The organism is Marinobacter panjinensis, assembly GCF_005298175.1.
Classification (GTDB): Bacteria; Pseudomonadota; Gammaproteobacteria; order Pseudomonadales; family Oleiphilaceae; genus Marinobacter; species Marinobacter panjinensis.
Map to the genome: position 1 here is coordinate 190,240 of NZ_SZYH01000002.1, position 22,873 is coordinate 213,112.

The window sequence follows — 22,873 nt, forward strand, 5'->3', positions numbered from 1 at the left end:
AGATAACCGCGTTTACAGGCGTTCCGGGGCGAAAATCAGCTCAACCCGGAAACGCTTCCTTCCTGAATGTTCCTCTGGTGGCTCCGGGTAGGGGCTGGCTAGCAGTGCAGCCTGATAAACAGCCCTGTCGATCTCCCGGAAGCCCGTTGACCGGGTCACTTTCGCGCTGGTCAGCGCGCCACTTCCCATTAGCTGCAGTTCCAGTTCCATGGTGACCGGCTCCGCAACGCGGTGGCTTGATGGAACCGGGCGTTTGTCCAGTTCGCTGCCAACCCGGGCTGCCAGGCTCACCAGGTAGGGATCGGTCTGCTCTGGCGAACGGCTGGCCTGTGTTATCGGCTCCGGTTCTGTCTCAGCGGTTACTTTGGGGGTGCCTGCGGCTGAAGCAACGGAATCGCGAGAAGGTGCGGATTGTTCCGGGGGCTGGTCAGATGGCTGCTCCCGGGAAGGAGAGCGTGAAGGTTCCCCGGCGGCGCGGACCTGCTTGCCGGGAGAGTTCAGAGTGACAATGTCGGGCCGGGTAGCGGGTGGTGAGTTAGCCGCTTCTGAGGCGGCACGTGCCGGTTGATTGTCACTCGTTTGTGCCGCCGCACTGGCTGCGGTTTCGGACGAAGGTTCGCTGCCGGGGCTCACCAGCTCCACCCGCACGGTCCGGCGATGGGATTCCGTCTCCGGGGGCGTGAAAGGCAGCGCTGACATCACCAGGGTATGGAGTAGCAAGGCAATCGATATTGCGAGGGTAATCCGGTATTTCCCCGGAAGACCGGTAACACTGCCATGCTCCAGCATTGACGCCAGCTTACCCCGCGTTGCTCCGCAAGCTGCCCACAACGGCGTCCAGCGCCCGATCAATCAATGCGCCCTGCTCAAGAACCGTCAGGCGTCCGCGCCGCATTTCGTGGGCGAGATCGGTACGGGATTTCTCGATAACCTTCAGCCCCATGCGGTTAACAAAGACGAAACTGTCTGCTTCTTCGATAATCGCAGACAGCTTGCAGCGGAAGCTGGCACCGTTGACCAGATTGAATTCCACCCAGTTGCCAATCTCAATGGCGTCGATCTGTGCCACAAATTCGGCAATTGCCGCGTCCTCCAGCTCCTGTTGACGCTGTATCGCGGTTTGGTGGCTGACGGGGTCCTCGTCTTCATCTTCCGGTTCTGTCTCAGGAGCGTCTTCCATGGCTTCTGCAAGTGCGTTGGCACGGAAAGCTTCGGTCAGCTCATGCTTGAGGTCCGACATCATTTCATCCAGTTTGGATGAATTGTAGGAGACTTCCTCAAGGCCGGCCCTCAGTGATTTCAGCAACCCGGGCACCACCCGGACCCACTGGTCCCGTTCTTCGTCGTCCTGATGGGGATGCAGGCACCAGATCAGGTCGTCCACAACCCGGACGGTCTGGGGCCAGCGATGTTCCACGTCGTCTCGCAGGTAAGCCAGGAACATGACCCGGCTCCAGCCATTCAGCAGGATATTCCGCACCGGCTCCTGGAGTTTGTAGCGCGCCAGCTTCTTCTGCAGCAACTGATCCACGGTCTCCTGGGCTTTCTGTGACTTGATGCGGCCGCGCTCGGATTCCCGTGTGCGCTGCTCTACCAGGGAAGCCTTGCGATTCTCTCTGGCCAGGAACTGCTCAAATTCCTCGCACAGGGTTTCGAACAGGGTCACGTCGCCGTCAAATTCGTTCAGGATGCGGGCAACCACCGCATGAATCTGCTCATACAGCTTGTCCCGGGCTTTTTCGTCGCTCTCACTCCAGCCGATGCCGGCCCGGGCAAGTGAGTTAAGCAGGCGACGGGCAGGATGGGTGGCTTTGCTGAAGAACGTCTTGTCTTTGATGACCACTTTGAGAATGGGAATCTGCAGCCGGCTGATCAGCACCTGTACCGGCGCCGACAGGTTGTAGTCGTCCAGAATGAATTCGAACAGCATGGACACCAGGTTAATCAGGTCCTCGTCCATTTCGTTCAGTGCCGGCTTCTTGCCGTCGCTGGTGTTCCCGGTTTGCGCAAGTAGCTGCTGGACAACCTGATACAGATCGACCATCACTGGCTTGCCGGCACTCAGATTGCCGCTGACCTGTTCACCCGGGGGTTGCTGGGGGAGCGCTCCGAGCAGGCCGGCAAGCTCTGCGCCACCGATAACATGAACGTTCGGGTCTGACGACCGGGGCGGAATACCTGCATTGGCACGCTGATGGGCGAGCATTTGCCGGATTTGCTCGAACATGGCACCTTCGTGATGCCCTTGCTGCTCGCTTGCGGCAGATGCGGTTTCACCGGGCGCCTGGCCGGCAGTTGTGCCCGGGGCAGAGCTGTCCTGTTGCTTGCCAGCTTTGCCGTGGTAGCGAAAGTTAGGAATGACGCCGGCCTGGATCAGAATCCGGTTGGCTTCATCCAGCAACATGCCAAGGTTGGAGACGACATAACGGTCAAACTGCTTGAGCAGGATCAGGCGCTCGCGAATCTGGATCTCGAGGGCCTGGATTGCTTCCACAAAGGCGCTGCACAGGTGTTCGGGAGCCATCGGGTTGACGGGTATGTCTTCACTGGCGCCCGGGTATACCACACTGAATCGGGTTTGCAGTTGAAGCAGGGGCCCCTGGAAGTGAACCCTGGATTTGGTGATCATGGCGTTGAGGGCGACCTGTTCTTCCAGGTCGTCGTCACCCACCAGCGACAGGCTGTCGGAATTGGTCTGGCTGGCCAGGCTTTCATCTGCGGCTACGGCACCGCTTCGGGGCGGGTTCGCAAACAGCTGGGCCACCGCATTCTGGAAATGGCGCTCGACACCCTTCCGTTTGATGCGGATTTCGCGCATGGCTTCAAAATAGCGGTTCTGCTCGTTGTTGCTCCTGGCATTGTTTGCCAACTCGAACAGCGAGTCATCAACTGCGTCAAATGCACCTTGCAACAAATCTCCCAGCCCGGCAACGACAGTGTCACGGATACGGACCACCTGTGCAGGTACGGGATTTGAACTCCCAGCCTCCCGGTGCTCGCGGAGATAATGTATGCCGGACTGCTTATTCATGGCCGACTCCTGTGTACGCCTCAACCGGATACATGACCGAGCTTACGACTGCGTTTATTATTTATCCGTTAAATCTACCTCATTTTAACACTCGGTAACATAACCAAATGCCAACTGAGACCAGAAATAAAAAATCCCGGGATACCCGAAGGTACCCGGTTTTCAGATGTAACTGTTGGCAGGTGTCAGCTTACATACACCGGACCAATACCCACGCTCCATATCACCACGGTAATTGCCAGCAGGGCAACGAACATGACCAGGCCGACAGTCAGTACGGCAGAGGCGAACATGAATCCCCGCTCTTCCGGTATTTTCATCAATATCGGCAGCCCTTCGTAGAGCAGATAGACAGCATAGGCAATGGCAATCAGCCCCACAATCATGTTGACCCAGATATTGGGATACACCGCGGCAATGCCCAGCAAAAACACCGGCGTTGCCGTATAGGCTGCCAGCGTAACGCCTCTCGGGTTACTGTCCTTGACGTCGTAGGTTGCGGCAAAAAAATCGATGAATTTGCCAATAATATAAATGCCTGTGAGCATGGCCAGGTAAAAGAGAGCCGTCAGCTGCAGGGCGCTGGTGGTTGTCAGCCTGATCACCTGGCCGTCACCGATTTGCCAGCCAACCTGGGTGCTGCCGTAGAAGCCGGCAATGGCCGGGATGAGCCCCAGCAACAGAACATGGCCCAGGTAAAGCTTGCCAAGGGATTCCGGCTCGTTGCGAATGGCTTCCCATTCACGATCCGGGTGCGTAAGCAGACCCAGGGTATGGGTTAGACTCATGGACGTACTCCTGTTCATTATTGTTATATCTCAAGCCTTCAGTTTTGGTGGGAAAGGCTTTTGGGTCAAGAGAAAGATTAAACTTTGATATTTCTAACAGAATTCCTGTTATAACCGGATTGCCTACTTGAGGGAGCGTTTTTTTCGCTTCTTGGGGTGAACGATGGCTGCCTTGACCACGTTATCCTTGATCTGCAGTACTTCGACCCGGTGCCCACCTACTTTAAGGCAGACGTTCGTTTCCGGAATGTTTTCCAGGGTTTCGGTGATCAGCCCGTTAAGTGTCTTGGGGCCGTCAATCGGAAGCTTCCAGCCCAGGGTTTTGTTGATGGTTCGGACTGCGGAGGTGCCGTCGATAATAAAGGTGCCGTCATCCTGGGGAATGATGTCCGGGCTGGTGGCGGCGTAATCGGTAGTAAACTCGCCAACGATTTCTTCCAGTATGTCCTCCAGGGTGGCCAGGCCCAGAACTTCGCCGTACTCGTCAACCACGATGCCGAAACGCCGCTTTTGCTTCTGGAAGTTGATCAGCTGTGTGTTCAGTGGTGTGCTTTCCGGAATGAAGTAGGGCTCCCGGCAAAGCTGCATCAGCATGGCCTTGTTGATGTCATCCTGCAGCAGCAGCCTCGAGACATTTCGCAGGTGAAGCACGCCCTGTATGTTGTTGATATCGCCTTTGAAGACCGGCAACCGGGTATGCTGACTGCTTCTGAGTTGGCGCAAAATGGTGTCCAGATCGTCATCCAGGTCGATACCGACCACTTCATTGCGGGGCACCATGATGTCATTCACAGTCACCTTTTCAAGGTCCAGGATGCTGACCAGCATGTCCTTGTGCTTCGCCGGTATCAGGGCGCCCGCTTCGTTGACCAGGGTCCTGAGTTCCTCCCGGCTGAGGTGTTCGTTGGCAGCGTCGTTGGCGGACACGCCGATGATTTTCAGTATGGCGCCGGTGAACAGGTTCACCGCCCACACCACCGGGTAAAGAATCTTTAGCAGGGGGCCCAGTATGTGGGAGGCGGGGAAGGCAATTTTTTCCGGAAACAGGGCTGCGAGAGTCTTTGGGGTTACTTCCGCGAATATCAGTATGACAATCGTCAGCAGCACAGTGGCAATGGCAATGCCGGCATCCCCCCAGATACGAATGGCGATGACGGTCGCAATCGCGGAAGCAAATATGTTAACGAAATTGTTGCCAATGAGGATGACGCCGATCAGCTGATCCGTGCGGTTCAGCAATCCCTGAGCCCGTTTGGCGCCCTTGTGGCCAGTCTTGGCCATGTGCTTCAACCGGTAACGATTGAGCGACATCATGCCGGTTTCGGAGCTGGAGAAGAAAGCGGACAGCAGGATGAGTCCCGCCAGGATGATGAACAGCGCGGTGAGCGATGTCTCGTTCAAGACTGAATGTCCTTATTTTGCTGACAAGTTGGGAAAATAGGCGGTTGGTGATCGCGGTGTCAAGTGTGTACCGGAACGGGGGCGGCTACGAAGTTCGTCAGCCGCCCCGGTGGAAGACCAGTTCAAGCACAAACTTGCTGCCATAGAAGGCGAGCATAAGCAGGGCACAACCGGCGAGAGTCCAGCGACTGGCGGTTATGCCGCGCCATCCACGTGTGTAGCGCCCGATCAGCAATGCCAGGAAGACAGCCAGGGACAGAAGTGAGAATACAGTCTTGTGGGCCAGGTCCTGGGCAAAAATATCATCAATGAACAGTGCCCCGGTGACAATGGCCAGCACCAGCATCACCACGCCCGCCCAAACCATCTCGAACAGCAGGGATTCCATGGTCTGCAACGGCGGCAGGTTTCTGATCATTATGCTGTTGTAGTTGTGCTTGAGCTGGCGATTCTGGAGGTACAGCAGGGCTGCCTGTATAGCCGCCAGGGTGAACAGGCTGTAGGCTGTGACCGACAGCGCGATGTGCGACAGCATGCCGTAGCTGTCTTGCGGGACCAGTTGGGAAGAAGAGTGGGTGATCAGACCCATGATAATGGTCAGCGCCGCGATCGGATAAACACCAAGGAAGAGGCTCTGGACAGGCTTGCTAAGGTTAAGTCCCAGCAAAAGAAACACAATCAGCCAGGAAATGAGCACCGAACTCTGGAAGAATCCGAAATCGAATCCGCCTTCCTGGTGGACGGTCTGGGCAATCAGCAGGCCATGGGCGGTCAGCGCCAGCATGCCGATAAGGGTGGTTATTGCAATATTGGTATGCACCCGCCCCCTGAAGCTGAGCGCCTGCAGGGCAGTACCGATGCTGTATAGTAATAATGAAGTGACCGCGAGAATCAGCGTTCCCATGACTTCCTTTTAACCACTCTCTGACTGGGGGGCGGCGGGCTTTCGCGCCGATTTGACCGGTCTGGTCGTTTCAGGGCGATAGTCTGGTTATAATGTCGCGATTATGCAACAGGAATCAAGGAACCTGATCGGGTTCCCGTGTTTCATGCACTCAATTAATCCGGGTACGGAAGATCAACATGTTTGAAAACCTCCAGGACCGACTTTCCGGCAGTCTGCGCAAGATTTCAGGTCAGGCGCGGCTGACCGACGACAACATAAAGGAAACGCTGCGTGAAGTTCGCATGGCGCTTTTGGAGGCAGACGTTGCCCTGCCAGTGGTCAAGGCATTTATAGAGGGCGTGCGTCAGCGGGCCATTGGCCAGGAAGTCCAGCGTAGCCTGAGCCCGGGGCAGGTATTCGTGAAGGTGGTCCAGCAGGAGCTGGAGCGCGTGATGGGGGACGGCAATGAGTCTCTCAATCTGGCGGTAGCGCCCCCGGCGGTGATCATGATGGCCGGTTTGCAGGGTGCTGGTAAAACCACCACCGTTGCCAAGCTTTCGCGGTTCCTGAAGGAGCGGCACAAGAAAACCGTGATGGTGGTGAGCGCCGACGTATATCGGCCCGCGGCAATACGCCAGCTGGAAACCCTGGCAGGGGAAGTCGGGGTCGAGTTTTTCCCCAGCACTGCGGACCAAGACCCGGTCGATATCGCCAATGGTGCGTTGGATGCCGCCCGCAAGAAGCATATCGATGTGGTGATCCTGGATACCGCCGGCCGCCTCCACGTCGACGAGCAGATGATGGGCGAGATAGGGCGGCTGCACAAAGCGGTAAACCCTGTCGAGACCCTGTTCGTGGTGGATGCCATGACCGGTCAGGACGCGGCCAACACCGCCAAGGCCTTCAACGATGCGCTGCCGCTGACGGGTGTGGTTCTCACCAAGACCGATGGCGACGCCCGTGGCGGCGCCGCGCTGTCAGTGCGCCACATTACCGGCAAGCCCATCAAGTTCCTCGGTGTGGGGGAGAAGTCGGACGCCCTGGAGCCCTTCCATCCGGATCGGGTGGCGTCCAGGATCCTCGGTATGGGGGATGTGCTCTCCCTGATAGAGGAAGCCGAGCGCAAGATTGACCAGAAGAAAGCTGAAAAACTGACGAAGAAGATCAAGAAGGGCAAGAGCTTTGACCTGGAAGACTTCCGCGACCAGTTGCAGCAGATGAAAAATATGGGCGGTATCGGTGGCCTGATGGATAAGCTGCCGGGTATGGGGCAGATGGCGCAAATGGCCCAGCAACAGGTGAATGACAAGTCCATGGGACAGATGGAAGCCATTATCTGCTCAATGACCCCCAAGGAGCGCCGCTATCCGGATGTCATCAACAATTCCCGCAAGCGCCGCATAGCAGGCGGCTCCGGTACCCAGATCCAGGACGTCAACCGGCTGCTGAAACAGCACAAGCAAATGCAGAAAATGATGAAGAAATTTGGCAAGAAAGGCGGAATGGCTAACATGATGCGGGGTCTTGGCGGTATGATGCCGCCGGGCGGAGGCGGTGGCGGAATGCCACCCCGTGGACGTATGTAGAAACCGGGATGTATTCCCTGTTTTCTTTGGCGTTCATTTAGCATAGAATAGCGCCCCTTTCGAGTATGGGTCTTCGCGCCAGCCTTGGTTTGGCGGGTGTGAATCGTACAAAGTTCGTACAACAGAACAGGATATTGGTCGAAATGGTAATAATCCGTTTGGCTCGTGGCGGCTCCAAGAAGCGCCCGTTCTACCATCTGACAGTGACAGACAGCCGCAAATCCCGCGACGGTCGTTTTATCGAGCGCGTTGGTTTCTTTAACCCGGTCGCTCGCGGTCAGGAAGAGCGTCTGCGTATTGATCGCGACCGCATTGAGCATTGGCTGGGCCAGGGCGCTCAGACCAGCGAGCGTGTTGCCCAGTTGCTGAAAGGCGCTGCGGCAGAGTAATAGAGTTAACGTTTCATCACCGGGGTTAGGGCATGGCTCAGCATTCGCAGGAAACTGTGATTGGTCAGATTACCTCGGTGTTTGGGGTTAAAGGGTGGCTTAAAGTCCACTCTTACACGGACCCCAGAGAAGGGATACTGAACTACCGTGACTGGACTCTGGTCCACAACGGCAAGCGTATCCCTGCAAAGCTTGAGGAAGGTCGCCGGCAGGGCCAGGGGATCGTTGTCAGGCTGAAAGGCATTGATGATCGTGAAATGGCTCGCAGTTACTGTGGCGCCGACGTTATTGTGCCCACCGAAGAGTTGCCAGAGCTGCCCGAAGGGGAATACTACTGGTATCAGCTGGAAGGGCTTGACGTGTTCACGACTGAGGATGAGTGCCTCGGCAGGGTGCATCATCTGATAGAAACAGGCTCCAACGATGTCCTGGTGGTGAGGGCTACTGATGCCTCCATCGACCAGCGTGAGCGGCTGATTCCCTACCGTCCGGACCACGTTGTCCGGAATGTGGATCTGGCCGCTTCGCGTATGGTAGTCGACTGGGATCCGGAGTTCTGACGGGTGTGGATTGGCGCAGTCAGTCTGTTCCCGGAGATGTTCGCTGCGGTGACCGAGTACGGGATTACCGGCAGGGCGGTCAGAGATGGTTTGCTGACCTTCAGTGCCTGGAATCCCCGGGAATTTACCCACGATCGTCACCGCACTGTTGACGACCGGCCTTATGGTGGTGGTCCGGGCATGCTGATGAAAATTCAGCCGCTACGGGATGCCATACACGCGGCACGGGCGTCGGCACCCGGCAAGCCCTGCGTGGTTTATCTGTCTCCCCAGGGGGAGCCGATGGACCAGAGCATGGTTGAGTCACTGGCGGCAGAACAGAACCTCATTCTGGTAGCCGGGCGGTACGAGGGTGTTGATGAACGCCTGATATCGGCCGAAGTCGACCGGGAGGTGTCACTGGGAGATTTCGTGCTCTCCGGTGGCGAACTGGCAGCCATGGCTGTTATTGATGCGGTTACGCGCCTCATCCCCGGAGCGCTGGGTCATGCGCAGTCGGCAGAGCAGGATTCCTTTGCTGACGGTTTGCTGGATTGTCCGCACTACACCCGGCCTGAGGTTTACGAAGGTCAGGCGGTGCCGGAGGTTTTATTGGGCGGTCACCATGATCAGATCCGGCGTTGGCGGCTCAAGCAGTCGCTGAGGCGAACCCGGGAGCGACGCCCCGACCTGCTGGAAAAGCGGGTGTTTACGGACGAAGAGCGTGAGCTGCTGGAAGAGATTTTGAACGAACCGGGTGCCTCTGAATCATCAGGGCATTAAAAGATTGGGTATCAGGAGCACTAACGATGAGCGGTAAGAACAACATCATCAGTCAGATTGAATCAGAGCAGATGACCAAGGAAATCCCTGCCTTTGCGCCGGGTGACACCGTGGTTATCCAGGTGCGTGTAACTGAAGGCAACCGCGAGCGTCTGCAGGCGTTTGAAGGCGTTGTCATTGGCAAGCGCAACCGTGGCATGAACTCTTCCTTCACTGTACGGAAAATTTCCTACGGCGTTGGCGTTGAGCGTACCTTCCAGACCTTCTCCAAGCTGATCGACAGCATCAGCGTGAAGCGTCGCGGCGACGTTCGCCAGGCCAAGCTTTACTACCTGCGCGACCTGTCTGGCAAGGCAGCTCGTATCAAGGAAAAGCTGGGCTGATCAGCAGCGGTTGCTGGTCAAGTTCGTTGAAAAAGGCAGCCTTTGGCTGCCTTTTTCGTGTCTGATCTCCATAACTGCATCGGCGCGGTACGTCTCGAGTAAGCTGTTATGAGCCGGAAGACCAACTCCAGAGCTGAATTGCGTCCCCCCGATGAAGCAATCATTGTGCGCTTCACAGATGCCGTCTGGCTTGAGGACGGGCTGGGTGAGAAAACCCGCCAGGCTTACCGCAGCGATCTCGAACGCCTGGCGGTATGGCTGCAGGAGCAGCCGGGAAAACCATTGTTGGCAGACGTGCGCCGTACCGATTTGCTGGCCTGGATCGCCCGGGGGTTGGCCGATGGCTTCAAGACGTCCACCGCAGCACGTCGCCTGTCCGGTTTGCGGCGTTTCTATCGCTACCTTTTGCGTGAAGGGTTGATCTCAGAGGATCCGACATTACGCATTGACAGCCCCAGGCTCCCGCGACGCCTGCCGGATTCCCTGTCGGAGGACGATGTGGACAATCTGCTGTCGGAACCCGACCCGGAGGTGCCCATCGAGCTTCGCGACAAGGCAATGATGGAAATTCTGTATGGCTGCGGTTTGCGGGTGTCGGAACTGGTGGAGTTGACCGTGGACGAGGTGAATCTGCGTCAGGGTGTGGTCAGGATAGTGGGCAAGGGAAACAAGGAGCGGCTGGTGCCCCTGGGGGAGGAGGCCATTGACTGGCTGGTGCGGTACATGAAGGAAGGGCGGGGTGAACTTCTCAGGGGGCGGCCAAGTAATGCGCTGTTTCCCGGAAACCGGCCGGTCGCCATGACACGGCAGACGTTCTGGCATCGGATAAAGCACTATGCCCTACGGGCAGGCATCCACAAGCATCTTTCCCCACACACCCTGCGGCATGCCTTTGCCACCCATTTGCTGAATAATGGCGCAGACCTGCGGGTAGTGCAGATGCTGCTGGGGCATTCGGATCTTTCCACCACACAGATATACACCCATGTGGCGCGACAGCGATTGCAGTCCCTGCATCAGTCCCATCATCCCAGGGGCTAGTGTCATGTCTGGTTGCGGTGGCGATGCGCCTTGGTACACTGAACTTTTTTTGGTGGCCGGTGTCGCAACTATCTCGACGCTTTTAACTCTCTTAGCTTTTTTAACGACGCGGCGGGAATCGCGCTGCCGTGAAGATTGAACACCCTGTGAGCCCTTTTAACTGGAAGCCATTATGTTGATCAAGAGCCTGTTCAAGTCCTGCCTGCTGTTCGTTACCGCTACCCTGGTCATGGCCGGAGCATCAACCCTTCAGGCGGGTGAAGTAGAGGACAAGATTACCGAAAAACTGACGGCAGCTGTTCCTGGCCTGAAAATCTCCGAGGTTCGCAAGTCCGAAGCCAAGGGCCTGTACGAGGTTTACAGTAATAACGGGGACACCATCTTCACCACTGCCGACGGCCAGTACCTCCTTACCGGAGACCTCCTGAAGATTACCAGTACTGGTATCGCCAATGTCTCGGAACAGGGAAGGGCATCGCAACGGGCCCGGACAATGGACGATTTTGGTGGCAAGGGGGTGATCAGCTATGCCGCCAAGGGCACGGAGAAGGCCTCCATTGCCGTGTTTACCGATATTGATTGCCCCTACTGCCGTAAGATGCATGACGAAGTGCCACAGCTGAATGACATGGGCATTACCGTTCACTACTACGGTTTTCCCCGTTCCGGGCCCAACACACCCTCATTCCGCAAGTACATTTCTGTCTGGTGTTCCGATGACCAGCAGGCAGCCATGGATGCCGCCAAACAGGGCCGCCCTGTAGAAGAGCAGAGCTGTGACAATCCGGTCAGGGAGCAATTCCAGTTGGGCGGTCGCGTTGGTGTGACCGGCACCCCGGCGATCGTGCTGGAAGACGGTAACATGGTGCGTGGTTACGTGCCGGCCCAAAAACTGGCTGAAGGCCTCGGGCTGCTCTGATAGTCTACCGGTCTGAAGCTTTGCCCGTTGTGTCGGACAGGGCTTATTCGGGCGCACGTTAACCGTTATACTATCGCTCCCCACAGCAACCCATCGGGAACAGAGGTGAAAGCTTGAAAGACGTCAATGTCGGAATCTGCGGACTGGGAACAGTCGGTGGTGGTACGTACAACGTACTGACCCGGAACGCCAGCCTGATCACGGGCAGGACAGGTTTCAATATCCGGATTGCCAGGGTGGCGACACGCACACCCCGCAGTGATATTGATCTGGGTGATATCCCTTTCAGCACCGACGTGTTCGACGTGGTGAATGACCCGTCCGTGGATATTGTGGTGGAACTGATTGGCGGCTACGAGACTGCGCGGGAGCTGGTGCTGGCAGCCATCAAGAATGGCAAGCACGTAGTAACTGCGAACAAGGCCCTGATTGCGGTTCACGGCAATGAAATCTTTGAGGCTGCTGCGAAGAAAAACGTGATCGTTGCCTACGAAGCGGGTGTCGCCGGTGGTATTCCGGTCATCAAGGCCGTTCGTGAGGGCATGGCGGCCAATCGGGTCGACTGGATTGCCGGCATCATCAACGGTACCGGTAACTATATCCTGACTGAAATGCGTGCCGGCCGTGAATTCGCTGAGGTGCTCAAAGAGGCCCAGGATCTGGGTTATGCCGAGGCTGATCCCACCTTTGACGTTGAAGGTATCGACGCCGCTCACAAGCTGACCATCCTGGCCTCGGCTGGTTTCGGTGTACCGCTTCAGTTTGAGAAGGCCTATACCGAAGGGATTTCCGAGATTACCCCTTACGATATCGCCCATGCCGAGGTTCTGGGGTATCGCATCAAGCATCTGGGCATTGCCCGCCGTCGCGATGAAGGCATCGAGCTGCGCGTTCATCCCACGCTGGTTCCCCGTAGCCACCTCATTGCCCAGGTTGATGGTGTACTGAATGCAGTGCTGGTGGATGGCGACGCCGTCGGCCAGACCATGTATTACGGCCCGGGTGCGGGCGACGAGGCCACAGCCTCTGCGGTGATCGCCGATATCATCGATGCCGCCCGTTCCGTCGCCGCTGAAAGCAACCAGCGTGTGCCCTACCTCGGCTTTTCGCCGTCGGCGATGGAAGATCTTCCGGTGCTGCCCATGGAGGATGTCCAGTCTGCCTATTACCTGCGTATCCAGGCGCTGGACCGCCCCGGCGTGCTGGCGAAAGTGGCGTCTATCTTGAGCGAGCACGGCATCAATATCGAGTCCATCATGCAGAAGGAATCGGAGCTGAAGGATGGCCGCATTCCGGTGATTATCCTCACCCACACGGTTCAGGAGCGCCAGATCAACCGCGCCATTGAAGAACTGGAAGCTCTCAGCGATATCGACGGAAAAGTCATTCGCATCCGTGCCGAAAACTTTAACTGACAGGAACGCGCAAGGTGAGATACATCAGTACACGGGGCGAAGCTCCCGCCCTGGGTTTTGAAGATGTCCTGCTGACAGGCCTGGCCACCGACGGTGGCCTTTATGTCCCGGAATCCCTGCCCCATTTCAGCCTGGAAGAAATCCGCAGCTGGCGCGGGCTTTCCTACAGCGAGCTGGCCTTCAAGGTGATGCATCCGTTCGTGGATGATGCCATTCCGGCAGAGGATTTCCGCAGGATGCTGGACGAAACCTACGGTGACGCATTTGCCCACAAGGCGGTCGCGCCACTGGTTCAGCTGGACAGCAATGAATGGGTCATGGAACTGTTCCGTGGCCCTACCCTGGCGTTCAAGGATTTCGCTCTGCAGCTACTGGGGCGCCTGCTGGACTATGTGCTGGAGAAGCGACAGCAGCACGTGGTGATCATGGGGGCGACGTCTGGCGATACCGGTTCCGCCGCCATTGAAGGGTGCCGTCGCTGCAAGCATGTGGACATATTTATCCTGCATCCCCACGAGCGTGTCTCCGAGGTGCAGCGCCGCCAGATGACCACTGTGAAGGGTGATAACATCCACAATATTGCGGTGCGCGGCAACTTTGATGACTGCCAGCGCATGGTCAAGGCAAGCTTTGGCGACCAGTCGTTCCTGGGCGGCAAAACCCAGCTTGCGGCGGTGAATTCCATCAACTGGGCTCGCATCATGGCCCAGATTGTCTACTACTTTCATGCCTCCCTGGCCCTCGGTGGTCCGGATCGCAGTATGGCGTTTTCCGTGCCCACCGGTAACTTTGGCGATATCTTTGCCGGTTACCTGGCCAAAAAAATGGGCCTGCCCATCTCCCAGCTGGTGATCGCCACCAACCGCAACGATATCCTGCACCGTTTCATGAGTGGCAACCGGTACGAGCAGCTCAAGCTTGAGCATACCCTGTCGCCGAGCATGGACATCATGGTATCCAGCAACTTCGAGCGTCTGTTGTTTGACCTGCACGGACGCGATGGAATCGCTGTGAAAGAGCTGTTGGAAAATGCTTCCAGGGGGCCGGTCAGCATTGAAGACTACCGCTGGAAGCATGCCCGCAAGGTGTTTGATAGCGACGCGGTCGACGATGAAGGCACCACGGACACCATCCGTGAAATCTTCGAGCAGAATGAATACCTGCTGGATCCGCATACCGCCATCGGCGTTCGCGCAGCCCGCAACTGCCGTCGCGACCCGGCCATTCCCATGATCACCCTGGGCACCGCTCATCCGGCCAAGTTCCCGGATGCCGTGTTGCGCTCTGGCGTCAAGGCGGAGCCGGCGTTGCCGGTGCACATGGCGGACCTGTTCGAGCGGGAAGAGCAATACACCGTGCTGGATAATGACCTGCCTGCTGTGCAGGACTTCATCGCCAAACACTGGAAGAATACCTGACCGGTATGACACCAAAAAAGATCCTGCGTCGCCCCAGCCCGGAAACCACGCCGGACTGGGGTCAGAATCTGCCCCCACTGCTCCGCCGCCTCTACGCCGCCCGGGGCGTAATTTCTGATGAACAGCTCAGTTATACCCTGAAGCACCTGGCCTCACCCATGGACCTCCGGGGAATCGACCGCGCTGTCGCTCTGCTGACTGAGGCAATTACCAGCCAGCAACGGGTACTGGTTCTGGGCGACTTTGACGCCGATGGTGCCACCAGCACGGCGGTGGCCATGCTGGGCTTGGGCATGCTGGGGTTGAACGACATCGATTTCCGCGTGCCCAGCCGCTTTTCCGATGGTTATGGCCTGACGCCCGGTATAATCCACCGGCTACAGGAAGAGGGCTCCCTGCCGGACCTGATGATTACCGTGGACAACGGCATCTCTGCGGTTGAGGGTGTCCAGGCAGCCCGGGATCTGGGCATAAAGGTGGTGGTGACCGACCACCACCTGGCCGGCGAAACCCTTCCCGATGCCGACGCCATCGTGAACCCCAACCAGCCCGGATGCCCCTTCCTGAGCAAGAACGCGGCGGGTGTGGGTGTGATGTTCTACGTGCTGACAGCCTTGCGCAAACATCTCCGGGAGCAGGGCCTCCTGCCAGATCCGCAGCCCAATCTTGGCAACCTGTTGGATCTGGTTGCCCTCGGCACTGTGGCGGACGTGGTACCGCTGGATCACAACAACCGCATTTTCGTCGAACAGGGCCTGCGCCGAATTCGCCAGGGCGAAGCCCGTCCGGGTATTTTGGCGTTGCTGGAGGTGGCAGGTCGCGACCACAGCGAAATCAGCTCCACCGACCTTGGGTTTGTGGTCGGCCCAAGGCTTAATGCCGCCGGTCGCCTCGATGACATGAGCGTGGGCATCGCCTGCCTGCTGGCCGACAGCCGCGACGAGGCCCAACGGCTTGCCCGGGAGCTGGACACCTTTAACCGCGAACGGCGCACCATCGAAAAAGACATGAAAACCCAGGCCCAGGACCTGCTGGCGTCCATGTCGCTGGATATTGAAGGTTTACCCTGGGGGCTGGCCCTGTTCGACACCGACTGGCACCAGGGCGTGATCGGCATACTGGCCGCCCGCATCCGCGAGCAGACCCATCGCCCGACCATTGCTTTTGCGCCGGACGACAACGGCGAAGACATCAAAGGCTCCGCCCGCTCCATTCCCGGTTTGCATATCCGCGATGTGCTTGCAGTGGTTGACGCCCGCCACCCAGGCATGATGAAAAAATACGGTGGCCACGCCATGGCGGCCGGCATGACCCTGTCCCGCAATGACCTTGACGCCTTCAGCGAGGCATTCGACAGGGCCGTGCGCGATACGCTGCGAGCGGAAGACCTGGAAGCTGCCATCACCACCGACGGCCCCCTGAACCCGGACGAACTACACTTGGAAACCGCCACACTGTTGAAGCGGGCCGGCCCGTGGGGTCAGCATTTCCCGGAGCCGCTGTTCGACGGCAACTTCCGCGTGGTCAGCCAGCGTATTGTTGGCGAGAACCACCTGAAACTGGTTCTACAGCCGGAAGAGGGTGGCGCCATCATCGACGGCATCGCCTTCAACACCGGGCCGGAAGTGCCGGACTACACCCGGACCGGGGCCCGGGTGGTGTACAAGCCTGACGCCAATACCTTTCGCGGGCGTACCAACTTGCAGCTTCTGGTGGATTATCTGGAGCCGTTGGTCTGACCTGAAGGTTGGGAGTCTGGCACAGGGGTGGGGGCTCTTTTCTTCTGGGAAAAGAACTCGCTGCGCTCAGACACCTTTTCCCGGCAGAAAAGAGCCCCCACCCCCATGCCGATTAAATCTGGGAGTTAGCGCCGTATAACGTAGGTCGGATTAGGCCTGAAAGGCCGTAATCCGACAAAAACCACCGGCTGATTTAAAAACAGATTTCCGGTAGAATCTCGCGTCTGATTTTTATCGCATCCATTTTCCGAGAGTGAGTAAGGATTTCATGGAAATCAATCCCATTGTTACGAAGATAAAAGACCTTCGTGAGCGCACTGAAGCGCTCAGGGGGTATCTTTGACTACGATCAGCGTAGTGAAAGACTGACCGAAGTAGAGCGCGAGCTGGAAGTGCCCTCAGTGTGGGAAGACCCCGAGCGGGCGCAGGCGCTGGGCAAGGAAAGGTCCGATCTTGAGTTGATTGTACGTACCATCGACAACCTCACCTCCGGCCTGGATGACGCCGATGGGCTGCTGGAAATTGCAGCTGAGGAAGAGGACGAAGGTACGGTTGCAGAGATTGAAGCAGACCTGGAAAGCCTCGACAAGGAGCTGGAAAAACTCGAGTTCCGCCGTATGTTCTCCGGCGAGATGGACGCCAATAACGCTTACCTGGACATCCAGGCAGGCTCCGGGGGCACCGAAGCCCAGGACTGGGCCAACATGCTGCTGCGCATGTATCTGCGCTGGGCCGAGCATCGCGGGTTCAAGGCCGAGATCGTCGAGTTGCAGGACGGCGACGTGGCAGGCATCAAAAGCGCCACCGTTCACGTTCAGGGCGATTATGCGTTCGGCTGGTTGCGCACGGAAACCGGTGTTCACCGGCTGGTTCGCAAATCACCATTTGATTCTGGCAACCGCCGCCACACCTCGTTCTCGTCGGTGTTCGTATCCCCGGAAGTGGATGACAGTTTCGTGATCGAAATTGATCCGTCTGATCTGCGGGTTGATGTTTATCGTGCCTCTGGCGCCGGTGGTCAGCACGTTAACCGGACCGAGTCCGCGGTGCGCCTGACCCACAATCCGACCGGTATTGTTGTGGCCTGTCAGGCTGGCAGAAGTCAGCACCAGAACAAAGACCAGGCCATGAAACAGCTGAAGGCCAAGCTGTTCGAGCGCGAGATGCAGGAGCGCAACGCCGAGAAACAGAAGGCGGAAGACGCCAAGGCCGACATTGGCTGGGGCAGCCAGATTCGCTCGTACGTGCTGGACGATGGTCGGATCAAGGATCTTCGTACCAAGGTGGAGACCAGCAATACCCAGGCGGTGCTGGATGGTGACATCGACAAGTTTATCGAAGCCAGCCTGAAGATGGCGCTGTAACCAGCGCCTTCGCCATGCTGACCCGGACAATTCCCGATTTTGTGAGCCAACATGACTGAACACACCCAGAATGCACAGCCCGAGGACAACAAGCTGATTGCCGAGCGTCGCGCCAAGCTGTCTGAGATGCGCGAGCAGGGCAATGCCTTTCCGAACGACTTCCGCCGCGACGCCACCGCCGCCGAGCTTCAGGCCAAATACGGTGACAAGAGCAAGGAAGAGCTGGCGGAGATGGGTATCGTGGTGGCCATTGCCGGCCGGATGATGCTCGACCGCAAGGCGTTCAAGGTGGTTCAGGACATGACCGGCCGCATCCAGATTTATGCCACCAAGGATGTCCAGAAAGACACCAAGCACTGGGATCTGGGCGATATCGTGGGTGTGCGTGGCGTCCTGTGCAAGTCCGGCAAGGGCGACCTGTATGTGAGCATGGACGAGTACACTCTGCTTACCAAGTCACTGCGCCCGCTGCCGGAGAAGCACAAGGGCCTGACCGATACCGAGGCCCGGTACCGTCATCGCTATGTTGACCTGATGGTGAACGAAGACAGTCGCCGGGTGTTCTATGCGCGCTCGAAGATCATCAGTGTCATGCGCCAGTACTTCACCGACCGGGACTTCATGGAAGTGGAAACCCCGATGCTGCAGGTGATCCCGGGTGGAGCCACGGCGCGACCGTTCGTGACCCACCACAACGCCCTGGGCATCGACATGTACCTGCGCATTGCGCCGGAGCTGTTTCTCAAGCGCCTGGTGGTGGGTGGCTTTGAGCGGGTGTTCGAGATCAACCGCAACTTCCGCAATGAGGGGCTGTCCACCCGCCATAACCCGGAATTCACCATGGTGGAGTTCTATCAGGCCTACGCAGACCACAACGACCTGATGGACCTGACCGAAGACATGCTGCGCACCATCACCCAGAAGGTGCTGGGAACCACCACGGTGGTGAACACCCGCACCCTGACCGATGGTGAAGAAGAGACCATCGAATACGACTTCGGCAAGCCCTTCGAGCGCCTGACCGTGGTGGATGCCATCCTGCGCCATAACCCCGACATCAAGGCCGAAGAGCTGGCCGATGAAGCCGGTGCCCGCAAGGTGGCCAAAGATCTTGGCATCCATATCAAGAATGGCTGGGGACTGGGCAAGGTCCAGATCGAGATTTTCGAGGCAACCGCCGAGCATCGGCTGATGCAGCCGACCTTCATCACCGACTACCCGAAAGAAGTGTCCCCGCTGGCCCGCTGTAAAGACAACGACCCGTTCGTGACCGAGCGCTTCGAGTTCTTTGTGGGCGGCCGCGAAATCGCCAACGGCTTCTCCGAGCTTAACGACGCCGAAGACCAGGCCGAACGCTTCCAGGACCAGGTGGCCGAAAAAGACGCCGGCGACGACGAAGCCATGTTCTACGACGAAGACTACATCATGGCACTGGAATACGGTTTGCCGCCGACGGCTGGTGAAGGCATCGGCATCGACCGCCTGGCCATGCTGCTGACCAACTCCGCCTCCATCCGCGACGTGATTCTGTTCCCGGCCATGCGCCCGGAACACAAAGCTGAAACGAAGAAAGACGAGGGCTGACCATGCAGCCGGTGGAGATACTGGCAAACCAGCTCAAGCCCGACCGGGGCTGGTCAGAGCACCTTGGCAACGAATTCAGTCAGCCGTACATGCAACAGCTGGCTGAATTCCTGGCGGCAGAGGAACAGGCCGGAAAAACCCTGTACCCCGCCAGCCACCTCTGCTTTAACGCATTGAACAGCACCCCGTTGAACCAGGTCCGCGTCGTCATCCTCGGCCAGGACCCGTACCACGGCCCCGGCCAGGCCCACGGACTGTGCTTCTCCGTACGCCCCCACGTTGCCACACCACCGTCACTGGTTAACATCTTCAAGGAAATCCAGGAGGATATGGGCGTCCAGCCCCCGGACCACGGTTGCCTGCAACCCTGGGCCGACCAGGGCGTGCTACTGCTCAACAGCGTCCTCACCGTCGTCCAGGGCCAGGCCGGCGCCCACCAGGGCAAAGGCTGGGAAACCTTCACTGACAGGGTCATAGAAACCATCAACCGGGAACGGCAGGGTGTGGTGTTTCTACTCTGGGGAAGTTATGCGAAAAAGAAAGGCCAACACATCGACCGCAGCAAACACCTGGTACTGGACGGCCCACACCCTTCACCATTAAGCGCCTACCGCGGCTTCTTCGGCTGTAAGCACTTTTCCAAGGCAAACGAGTGGCTACAACAGAACGGCTTGCCAACAGTGAATTGGTCTTTACCAAACAAATCAGAGCTACTGGAACAATACGGAAAAGGTCAGTCCAGCTCTTAAAAGGAATGCAAAGGGCGTCCTGCCAAAAGGTATGATCGGCCGGAGGCGGGGGTATTTTCTCTGACAGGAAAAGGTGTCTGAGCGCAGCGAGTTCTTTTCCCGAAGAAAAATACCCCCGCCTCCGGCCAGCCCCCGATTTTTCAGGCCCCCGGGCCGGCCCCGGACTATTTAAGAAGCGCCATAGCCGCTTCCATCTGCGCATTCAGATCCTCTTCCTCGCTCATATCGACCTCCGGATCCAACCCAAGCCGATCAAACGCCGAAATCGTCTTCCAGTCCACCTCAGTCCAGGGGTGATCCGTCCCCGCAATCAACTGCAGATTGGCAACCAACACCAGATCGGCATAATCCGCCGCCGGCACCTCACGATGCAGATTCGCGTATTCCAGAGGCACATTCTGCAGCTCCTTCGGAAAATCCCACTTCTGCAGAATGGTGGCGCCGATGCGTGGATGAATCTCCTCAATCACATTGTCCAGCATGATACCGCTGATCTGGATATCACGGTCCTCCACGTAACGCAGAATCGGCAACACCCCGATCAGGTGAACCAGCCCCGCCAGAGTGGCCTGGTCCGGTTTGAGTTTGGTGTAATGCTGCGCCAGCACATGGCACACACCCGCCACCTCGGTGCTCTTCTGCCAGGTGGCGCGCAGACGCTTGTCGATCATGTCGGATGTGGCCTGGAACATCTGCTCCATGGCCAGGCCCATGGCCAGATTGCTGGTATAGGCCATGCCAAGGCGGCTGACGGCCATGTTCAGGTTTTCAATGGCACGGCTGCCACGGAACAGCGGGCTGTTGCAGACACGGATGATGCGGGCAGAAAGCGCCGTGTCGTTGCTGATGCACTTCACCAGATCAAGAATGGCGGAGTCTTCATTTTCGGCGATTTCCCGGACCTGCAACGCAACTTCGGGAAGCGTCGGGAGTACAAGTTTGTCGTTTTCAATGGCATCGGTCAGATCGGTTTTTATGGTTTCGACAATGTTCGACATGGTCAGCTGTGGTCCGCCTGTTGAATGTTGCCTGGCCGGCAGATGAATCCGGAAAGGCCAAAATGTTCAGGTATATGAAGTACTTTATAGCAAATTCTCAGCAATCTTCCTGTCAACTTATGTATCAGACGGACCCGTTTGTTCACGTTCGGAAACCGAATAGGGCAGCGGACGCAGGAAAAGGGTAGTGTCTGGCGCACTCTCTGGTGCCAGGCTGAGCTCCGCCGCATCATGCCGTACTACGGCAAGAAGTTCGGCGCTGCCATCAGCAAAACCAACAGAGTTGATCACCGTGCCTACCGGACGGTCGCCATCCCGAACGGCCTCACCGGGTGCGGGCAGGGTTTCGGTTTGCCCGGTGGCGAAGCGGAAAAGGCTTTTCTTGAGCTGCCCCAGAAAATGCATACGGGCAATCACTTCCTGCCCGGTATAGCATCCTTTTTTGAAGTGAATGCCTCCCACGTGCTGCCAGTTCAGCATTTGCGGTACAAACCCTTCTTTGGTGGCCGGGGTAAGCGCCGCTACACCGGCTGCAACTTCGGAGGCATGCCAGTCGGACAGGGTAGCCGCGGGAATGTTGTTCAGCGCTTGCTGCAGCGACTTGTCCAGAGCTCCGGTCTGCCACAGCTCATAGCGGGCCATGCCTTCAGCGGTCGTCATTGTGCGGATGAGGTGGCCACCCTGGATTGTCACTGAATCCCCTGCCGTCGCCAATCTGCCGGTGTCGTCGGGCAGGAGTTGGCTCACTGTGGAGTCACCCATCAAACCGATTATCCGGGCGTCGGACTCCACTTCCATGGAAGTGCCACGGAAAAGCATCAGGTATTTGCGCAGATGAGCGACGGTATCGTCTGCCAGATCTACCGGTAGCTCCAGGAGGACGTCGTCGCCATCGCGTACCAGTCTGGTCAGACAGTAAGCCCGGCCTTTCGGGGTGCAGGCGGCAGCCCTCGGGGCGTGACTTTGAGTGACGTCATCAATCTGCTGGCTGAATTGCCCCTGAAGGAACTTATCGGTTCCCGGGCCGGCTACTCGCACCATAACCCGGTCGGAAATGGTAACGCGGGACGGATGAGGCAGCGGATGGCTGGCGGCCGGGTTTTCGGTGTCTGACATGGAACGCTCCGGAATCAGTGGGTTTCCTGAACATTGAGGGGTTGCTGGCCCAGACGAAGCCATACCCGCAACTGGCGGAAAGCTTCTGGTGAGGTGTTGCAGAGCCTGGGTGTGAGCGCAACAAGAACAACAGGGTATGTTCCTGATATGGTGCCGGTACGTCGCAGTTTCAAGATGGTGAACCCCGCGCTCACCCGGCTTTCACCGTAGGGTAGCACGGCAACATCCTCGCCCTCGCCCAGGCGTGCGTATAGCTGTTGGTTTTCAACTTTCAGGCCGACCACTGCGTTCGGGCCTGACAGCAGACCGTTACGACGATACTGGTTGATGGCACCGGCGGATGTGAGTGTGATCAGCAGCAGCAAAGCCAGGCCATGATCGCTGGCCAGAAGCGCCACCAGGGCGGTCAGCAACAGCCAGGGCAGGGCGCAGAGAATACCCACCGGACGGGATGGCGAGATTGGCAGGTCAATCCGGCTGGACACGTTTCAGAATGATATTGACGATGCGTTGAAGGTCCGGATCTTCCGGGCGGCTGCGCTGCATGAACCACTCGAAGATATCTGTGTCTTCGCAGGTGATCAGTTTGTGGTAGCGGGCCTGGTCTTCAGCCGGTAAGTCCCGGTAGGCCTCTTCCAGGAACGGGATCAACAATACGTCCAGCTCAAGCATGCCGCGACGGCTGTGCCACCACAGGCGGTTAAACTCGGTTTTGTCAGACATGAATACTCTCAGTTGCCCAAT

At 57.8% G+C, this 22,873-nt stretch carries 22 protein-coding genes; 13 read left to right on the plus strand and 9 right to left on the minus strand.

From position 1 onward, the window contains the following. Window positions 1-12 precede the first annotated feature (12 nt). The 5 genes from FDP08_RS17190 to FDP08_RS17210 all read right to left on the minus strand — a co-directional run bounded on the left by FDP08_RS17190 (window position 13) and on the right by FDP08_RS17210 (window position 6,124). The gene (locus FDP08_RS17190) at window positions 13-789 is read right to left on the minus strand and encodes an energy transducer TonB family protein (protein WP_170979086.1); all 777 of its coding nucleotides are present in this window, start codon (window positions 787-789) and stop codon (window positions 13-15) included. Window positions 790-799: 10 nt separating this feature from the next. Then, window positions 800-3,031: a DUF1631 domain-containing protein gene (locus FDP08_RS17195; RefSeq protein ID WP_137437521.1), complete on the minus strand. Its 2,232-nt coding sequence runs from the start codon at window positions 3,029-3,031 to the stop codon at window positions 800-802. A 185-nt stretch (window positions 3,032-3,216) separates the two neighbouring features. Next, window positions 3,217-3,819 carry a Yip1 family protein gene (locus tag FDP08_RS17200; protein WP_137437522.1) on the minus strand — a complete coding sequence of 201 codons (603 nt, stop codon included), beginning with the start codon at window positions 3,817-3,819 and terminating at the stop codon, window positions 3,217-3,219. 123 nt (window positions 3,820-3,942) lie between these two features. Further along, window positions 3,943-5,220, minus strand: a complete 1,278-nt coding sequence (locus tag FDP08_RS17205; protein WP_137437523.1) for an HlyC/CorC family transporter — start codon at window positions 5,218-5,220, stop codon at window positions 3,943-3,945. A 97-nt stretch (window positions 5,221-5,317) separates the two neighbouring features. Continuing rightward, window positions 5,318-6,124, minus strand: a complete 807-nt coding sequence (locus tag FDP08_RS17210; RefSeq protein ID WP_137437524.1) for a cytochrome C assembly family protein — start codon at window positions 6,122-6,124, stop codon at window positions 5,318-5,320. 179 nt (window positions 6,125-6,303) lie between these two features. Between FDP08_RS17210 and ffh the strand changes: the two genes are divergently transcribed. The 13 genes from ffh (at window position 6,304) to ung (ending at window position 20,015) form a co-directional block, all read left to right on the plus strand. Continuing rightward, complete coding sequence (gene ffh, locus FDP08_RS17215; RefSeq protein ID WP_137437525.1) at window positions 6,304-7,692, plus strand: signal recognition particle protein; 1,389 nt, start codon at window positions 6,304-6,306, stop codon at window positions 7,690-7,692. 143 nt (window positions 7,693-7,835) lie between these two features. Beyond that, the gene (gene rpsP / locus FDP08_RS17220; RefSeq protein ID WP_137437526.1) at window positions 7,836-8,081 is read left to right on the plus strand and encodes a 30S ribosomal protein S16; all 246 of its coding nucleotides are present in this window, start codon (window positions 7,836-7,838) and stop codon (window positions 8,079-8,081) included. Between the two features lie 32 nt (window positions 8,082-8,113). Next, window positions 8,114-8,641: a ribosome maturation factor RimM gene (gene rimM, locus FDP08_RS17225; RefSeq protein WP_137437527.1), complete on the plus strand. Its 528-nt coding sequence runs from the start codon at window positions 8,114-8,116 to the stop codon at window positions 8,639-8,641. Window positions 8,642-8,644: 3 nt separating this feature from the next. Next, entirely contained in the window at window positions 8,645-9,403 is a 759-nt protein-coding gene (trmD, locus tag FDP08_RS17230) for a tRNA (guanosine(37)-N1)-methyltransferase TrmD (protein ID WP_137437528.1), read from the plus strand. A gap of 26 nt (window positions 9,404-9,429) precedes the next feature. After that, window positions 9,430-9,786 (plus strand): 50S ribosomal protein L19, encoded by a 357-nt coding sequence (gene rplS, locus FDP08_RS17235; protein WP_027831200.1) that lies wholly within the window; start codon window positions 9,430-9,432, stop codon window positions 9,784-9,786. Window positions 9,787-9,894: 108 nt separating this feature from the next. Then, window positions 9,895-10,827 (plus strand): site-specific tyrosine recombinase XerD, encoded by a 933-nt coding sequence (gene xerD / locus FDP08_RS17240; protein WP_170979087.1) that lies wholly within the window; start codon window positions 9,895-9,897, stop codon window positions 10,825-10,827. A 172-nt stretch (window positions 10,828-10,999) separates the two neighbouring features. Then, window positions 11,000-11,746, plus strand: coding sequence for a DsbC family protein (locus FDP08_RS17245; protein WP_137437529.1), 747 nt, complete (start codon window positions 11,000-11,002; stop codon window positions 11,744-11,746). Window positions 11,747-11,859: 113 nt separating this feature from the next. Further along, window positions 11,860-13,161 (plus strand): homoserine dehydrogenase, encoded by a 1,302-nt coding sequence (locus FDP08_RS17250; RefSeq protein ID WP_137437530.1) that lies wholly within the window; start codon window positions 11,860-11,862, stop codon window positions 13,159-13,161. A 14-nt stretch (window positions 13,162-13,175) separates the two neighbouring features. Further along, the gene (thrC, locus tag FDP08_RS17255) at window positions 13,176-14,579 is read left to right on the plus strand and encodes a threonine synthase (protein WP_137437531.1); all 1,404 of its coding nucleotides are present in this window, start codon (window positions 13,176-13,178) and stop codon (window positions 14,577-14,579) included. A 5-nt stretch (window positions 14,580-14,584) separates the two neighbouring features. Continuing rightward, window positions 14,585-16,318 (plus strand): single-stranded-DNA-specific exonuclease RecJ, encoded by a 1,734-nt coding sequence (gene recJ / locus FDP08_RS17260; protein ID WP_137437532.1) that lies wholly within the window; start codon window positions 14,585-14,587, stop codon window positions 16,316-16,318. Window positions 16,319-16,586: 268 nt separating this feature from the next. Continuing rightward, window positions 16,587-17,682 (plus strand): peptide chain release factor 2 gene (gene prfB, locus FDP08_RS17265; protein WP_137437533.1). Its coding sequence is split into 2 segments (ribosomal slippage): window positions 16,587-16,658 and window positions 16,660-17,682, totalling 1,095 coding nucleotides; the frame shifts between segments, so codons are not numbered across the junction. 51 nt (window positions 17,683-17,733) lie between these two features. Continuing rightward, window positions 17,734-19,266 carry a lysine--tRNA ligase gene (gene lysS / locus FDP08_RS17270; protein WP_137437534.1) on the plus strand — a complete coding sequence of 511 codons (1,533 nt, stop codon included), beginning with the start codon at window positions 17,734-17,736 and terminating at the stop codon, window positions 19,264-19,266. Window positions 19,267-19,268: 2 nt separating this feature from the next. After that, window positions 19,269-20,015: a uracil-DNA glycosylase gene (gene ung / locus FDP08_RS17275; protein WP_137437535.1), complete on the plus strand. Its 747-nt coding sequence runs from the start codon at window positions 19,269-19,271 to the stop codon at window positions 20,013-20,015. 164 nt (window positions 20,016-20,179) lie between these two features. Here the strand turns inward: ung and FDP08_RS17280 are convergent, their stop codons facing one another. The 4 genes from FDP08_RS17280 to FDP08_RS17295 form a co-directional block, all read right to left on the minus strand. Continuing rightward, window positions 20,180-21,013, minus strand: coding sequence for an HDOD domain-containing protein (locus FDP08_RS17280; RefSeq protein ID WP_137437536.1), 834 nt, complete (start codon window positions 21,011-21,013; stop codon window positions 20,180-20,182). Between the two features lie 117 nt (window positions 21,014-21,130). Then, window positions 21,131-22,129 (minus strand): CAF17-like 4Fe-4S cluster assembly/insertion protein YgfZ, encoded by a 999-nt coding sequence (gene ygfZ / locus FDP08_RS17285; RefSeq protein ID WP_137437537.1) that lies wholly within the window; start codon window positions 22,127-22,129, stop codon window positions 21,131-21,133. A gap of 14 nt (window positions 22,130-22,143) precedes the next feature. Next, window positions 22,144-22,614 carry a hypothetical protein gene (locus tag FDP08_RS17290; protein ID WP_137437538.1) on the minus strand — a complete coding sequence of 157 codons (471 nt, stop codon included), beginning with the start codon at window positions 22,612-22,614 and terminating at the stop codon, window positions 22,144-22,146. After that, window positions 22,598-22,852, minus strand: coding sequence for an FAD assembly factor SdhE (locus FDP08_RS17295; RefSeq protein ID WP_137437539.1), 255 nt, complete (start codon window positions 22,850-22,852; stop codon window positions 22,598-22,600). Before FDP08_RS17295 ends, FDP08_RS17290 begins: the two co-directional genes overlap by 17 nt. Between the last annotated feature and the right edge of the window lie 21 nt (window positions 22,853-22,873).

Excerpts from the sequence above, each read along its gene's own strand:
- FDP08_RS17190 (WP_170979086.1), bottom strand. The coding sequence starts at position 789 with ATGCTGGAGCATGGCAGTGTTACCGGTCTTCCGGGGAAATACCGGATT.
- FDP08_RS17195 (WP_137437521.1), bottom strand. The coding sequence starts at position 3,031 with ATGAATAAGCAGTCCGGCATACATTATCTCCGCGAGCACCGGGAGGCT.
- FDP08_RS17200 (WP_137437522.1), bottom strand. The coding sequence starts at position 3,819 with ATGAGTCTAACCCATACCCTGGGTCTGCTTACGCACCCGGATCGTGAA.
- FDP08_RS17210 (WP_137437524.1), bottom strand. The coding sequence starts at position 6,124 with ATGGGAACGCTGATTCTCGCGGTCACTTCATTATTACTATACAGCATC.
- ffh (WP_137437525.1), top strand. The coding sequence starts at position 6,304 with ATGTTTGAAAACCTCCAGGACCGACTTTCCGGCAGTCTGCGCAAGATT.
- rpsP (WP_137437526.1), top strand. The coding sequence starts at position 7,836 with ATGGTAATAATCCGTTTGGCTCGTGGCGGCTCCAAGAAGCGCCCGTTC.
- rimM (WP_137437527.1), top strand. The coding sequence starts at position 8,114 with ATGGCTCAGCATTCGCAGGAAACTGTGATTGGTCAGATTACCTCGGTG.
- rplS (WP_027831200.1), top strand. The coding sequence starts at position 9,430 with ATGAGCGGTAAGAACAACATCATCAGTCAGATTGAATCAGAGCAGATG.
- xerD (WP_170979087.1), top strand. The coding sequence starts at position 9,895 with ATGAGCCGGAAGACCAACTCCAGAGCTGAATTGCGTCCCCCCGATGAA.
- FDP08_RS17245 (WP_137437529.1), top strand. The coding sequence starts at position 11,000 with ATGTTGATCAAGAGCCTGTTCAAGTCCTGCCTGCTGTTCGTTACCGCT.
- recJ (WP_137437532.1), top strand. The coding sequence starts at position 14,585 with ATGACACCAAAAAAGATCCTGCGTCGCCCCAGCCCGGAAACCACGCCG.
- lysS (WP_137437534.1), top strand. The coding sequence starts at position 17,734 with ATGACTGAACACACCCAGAATGCACAGCCCGAGGACAACAAGCTGATT.
- ung (WP_137437535.1), top strand. The coding sequence starts at position 19,269 with ATGCAGCCGGTGGAGATACTGGCAAACCAGCTCAAGCCCGACCGGGGC.
- FDP08_RS17280 (WP_137437536.1), bottom strand. The coding sequence starts at position 21,013 with ATGTCGAACATTGTCGAAACCATAAAAACCGATCTGACCGATGCCATT.
- ygfZ (WP_137437537.1), bottom strand. The coding sequence starts at position 22,129 with ATGTCAGACACCGAAAACCCGGCCGCCAGCCATCCGCTGCCTCATCCG.
- FDP08_RS17295 (WP_137437539.1), bottom strand. The coding sequence starts at position 22,852 with ATGTCTGACAAAACCGAGTTTAACCGCCTGTGGTGGCACAGCCGTCGC.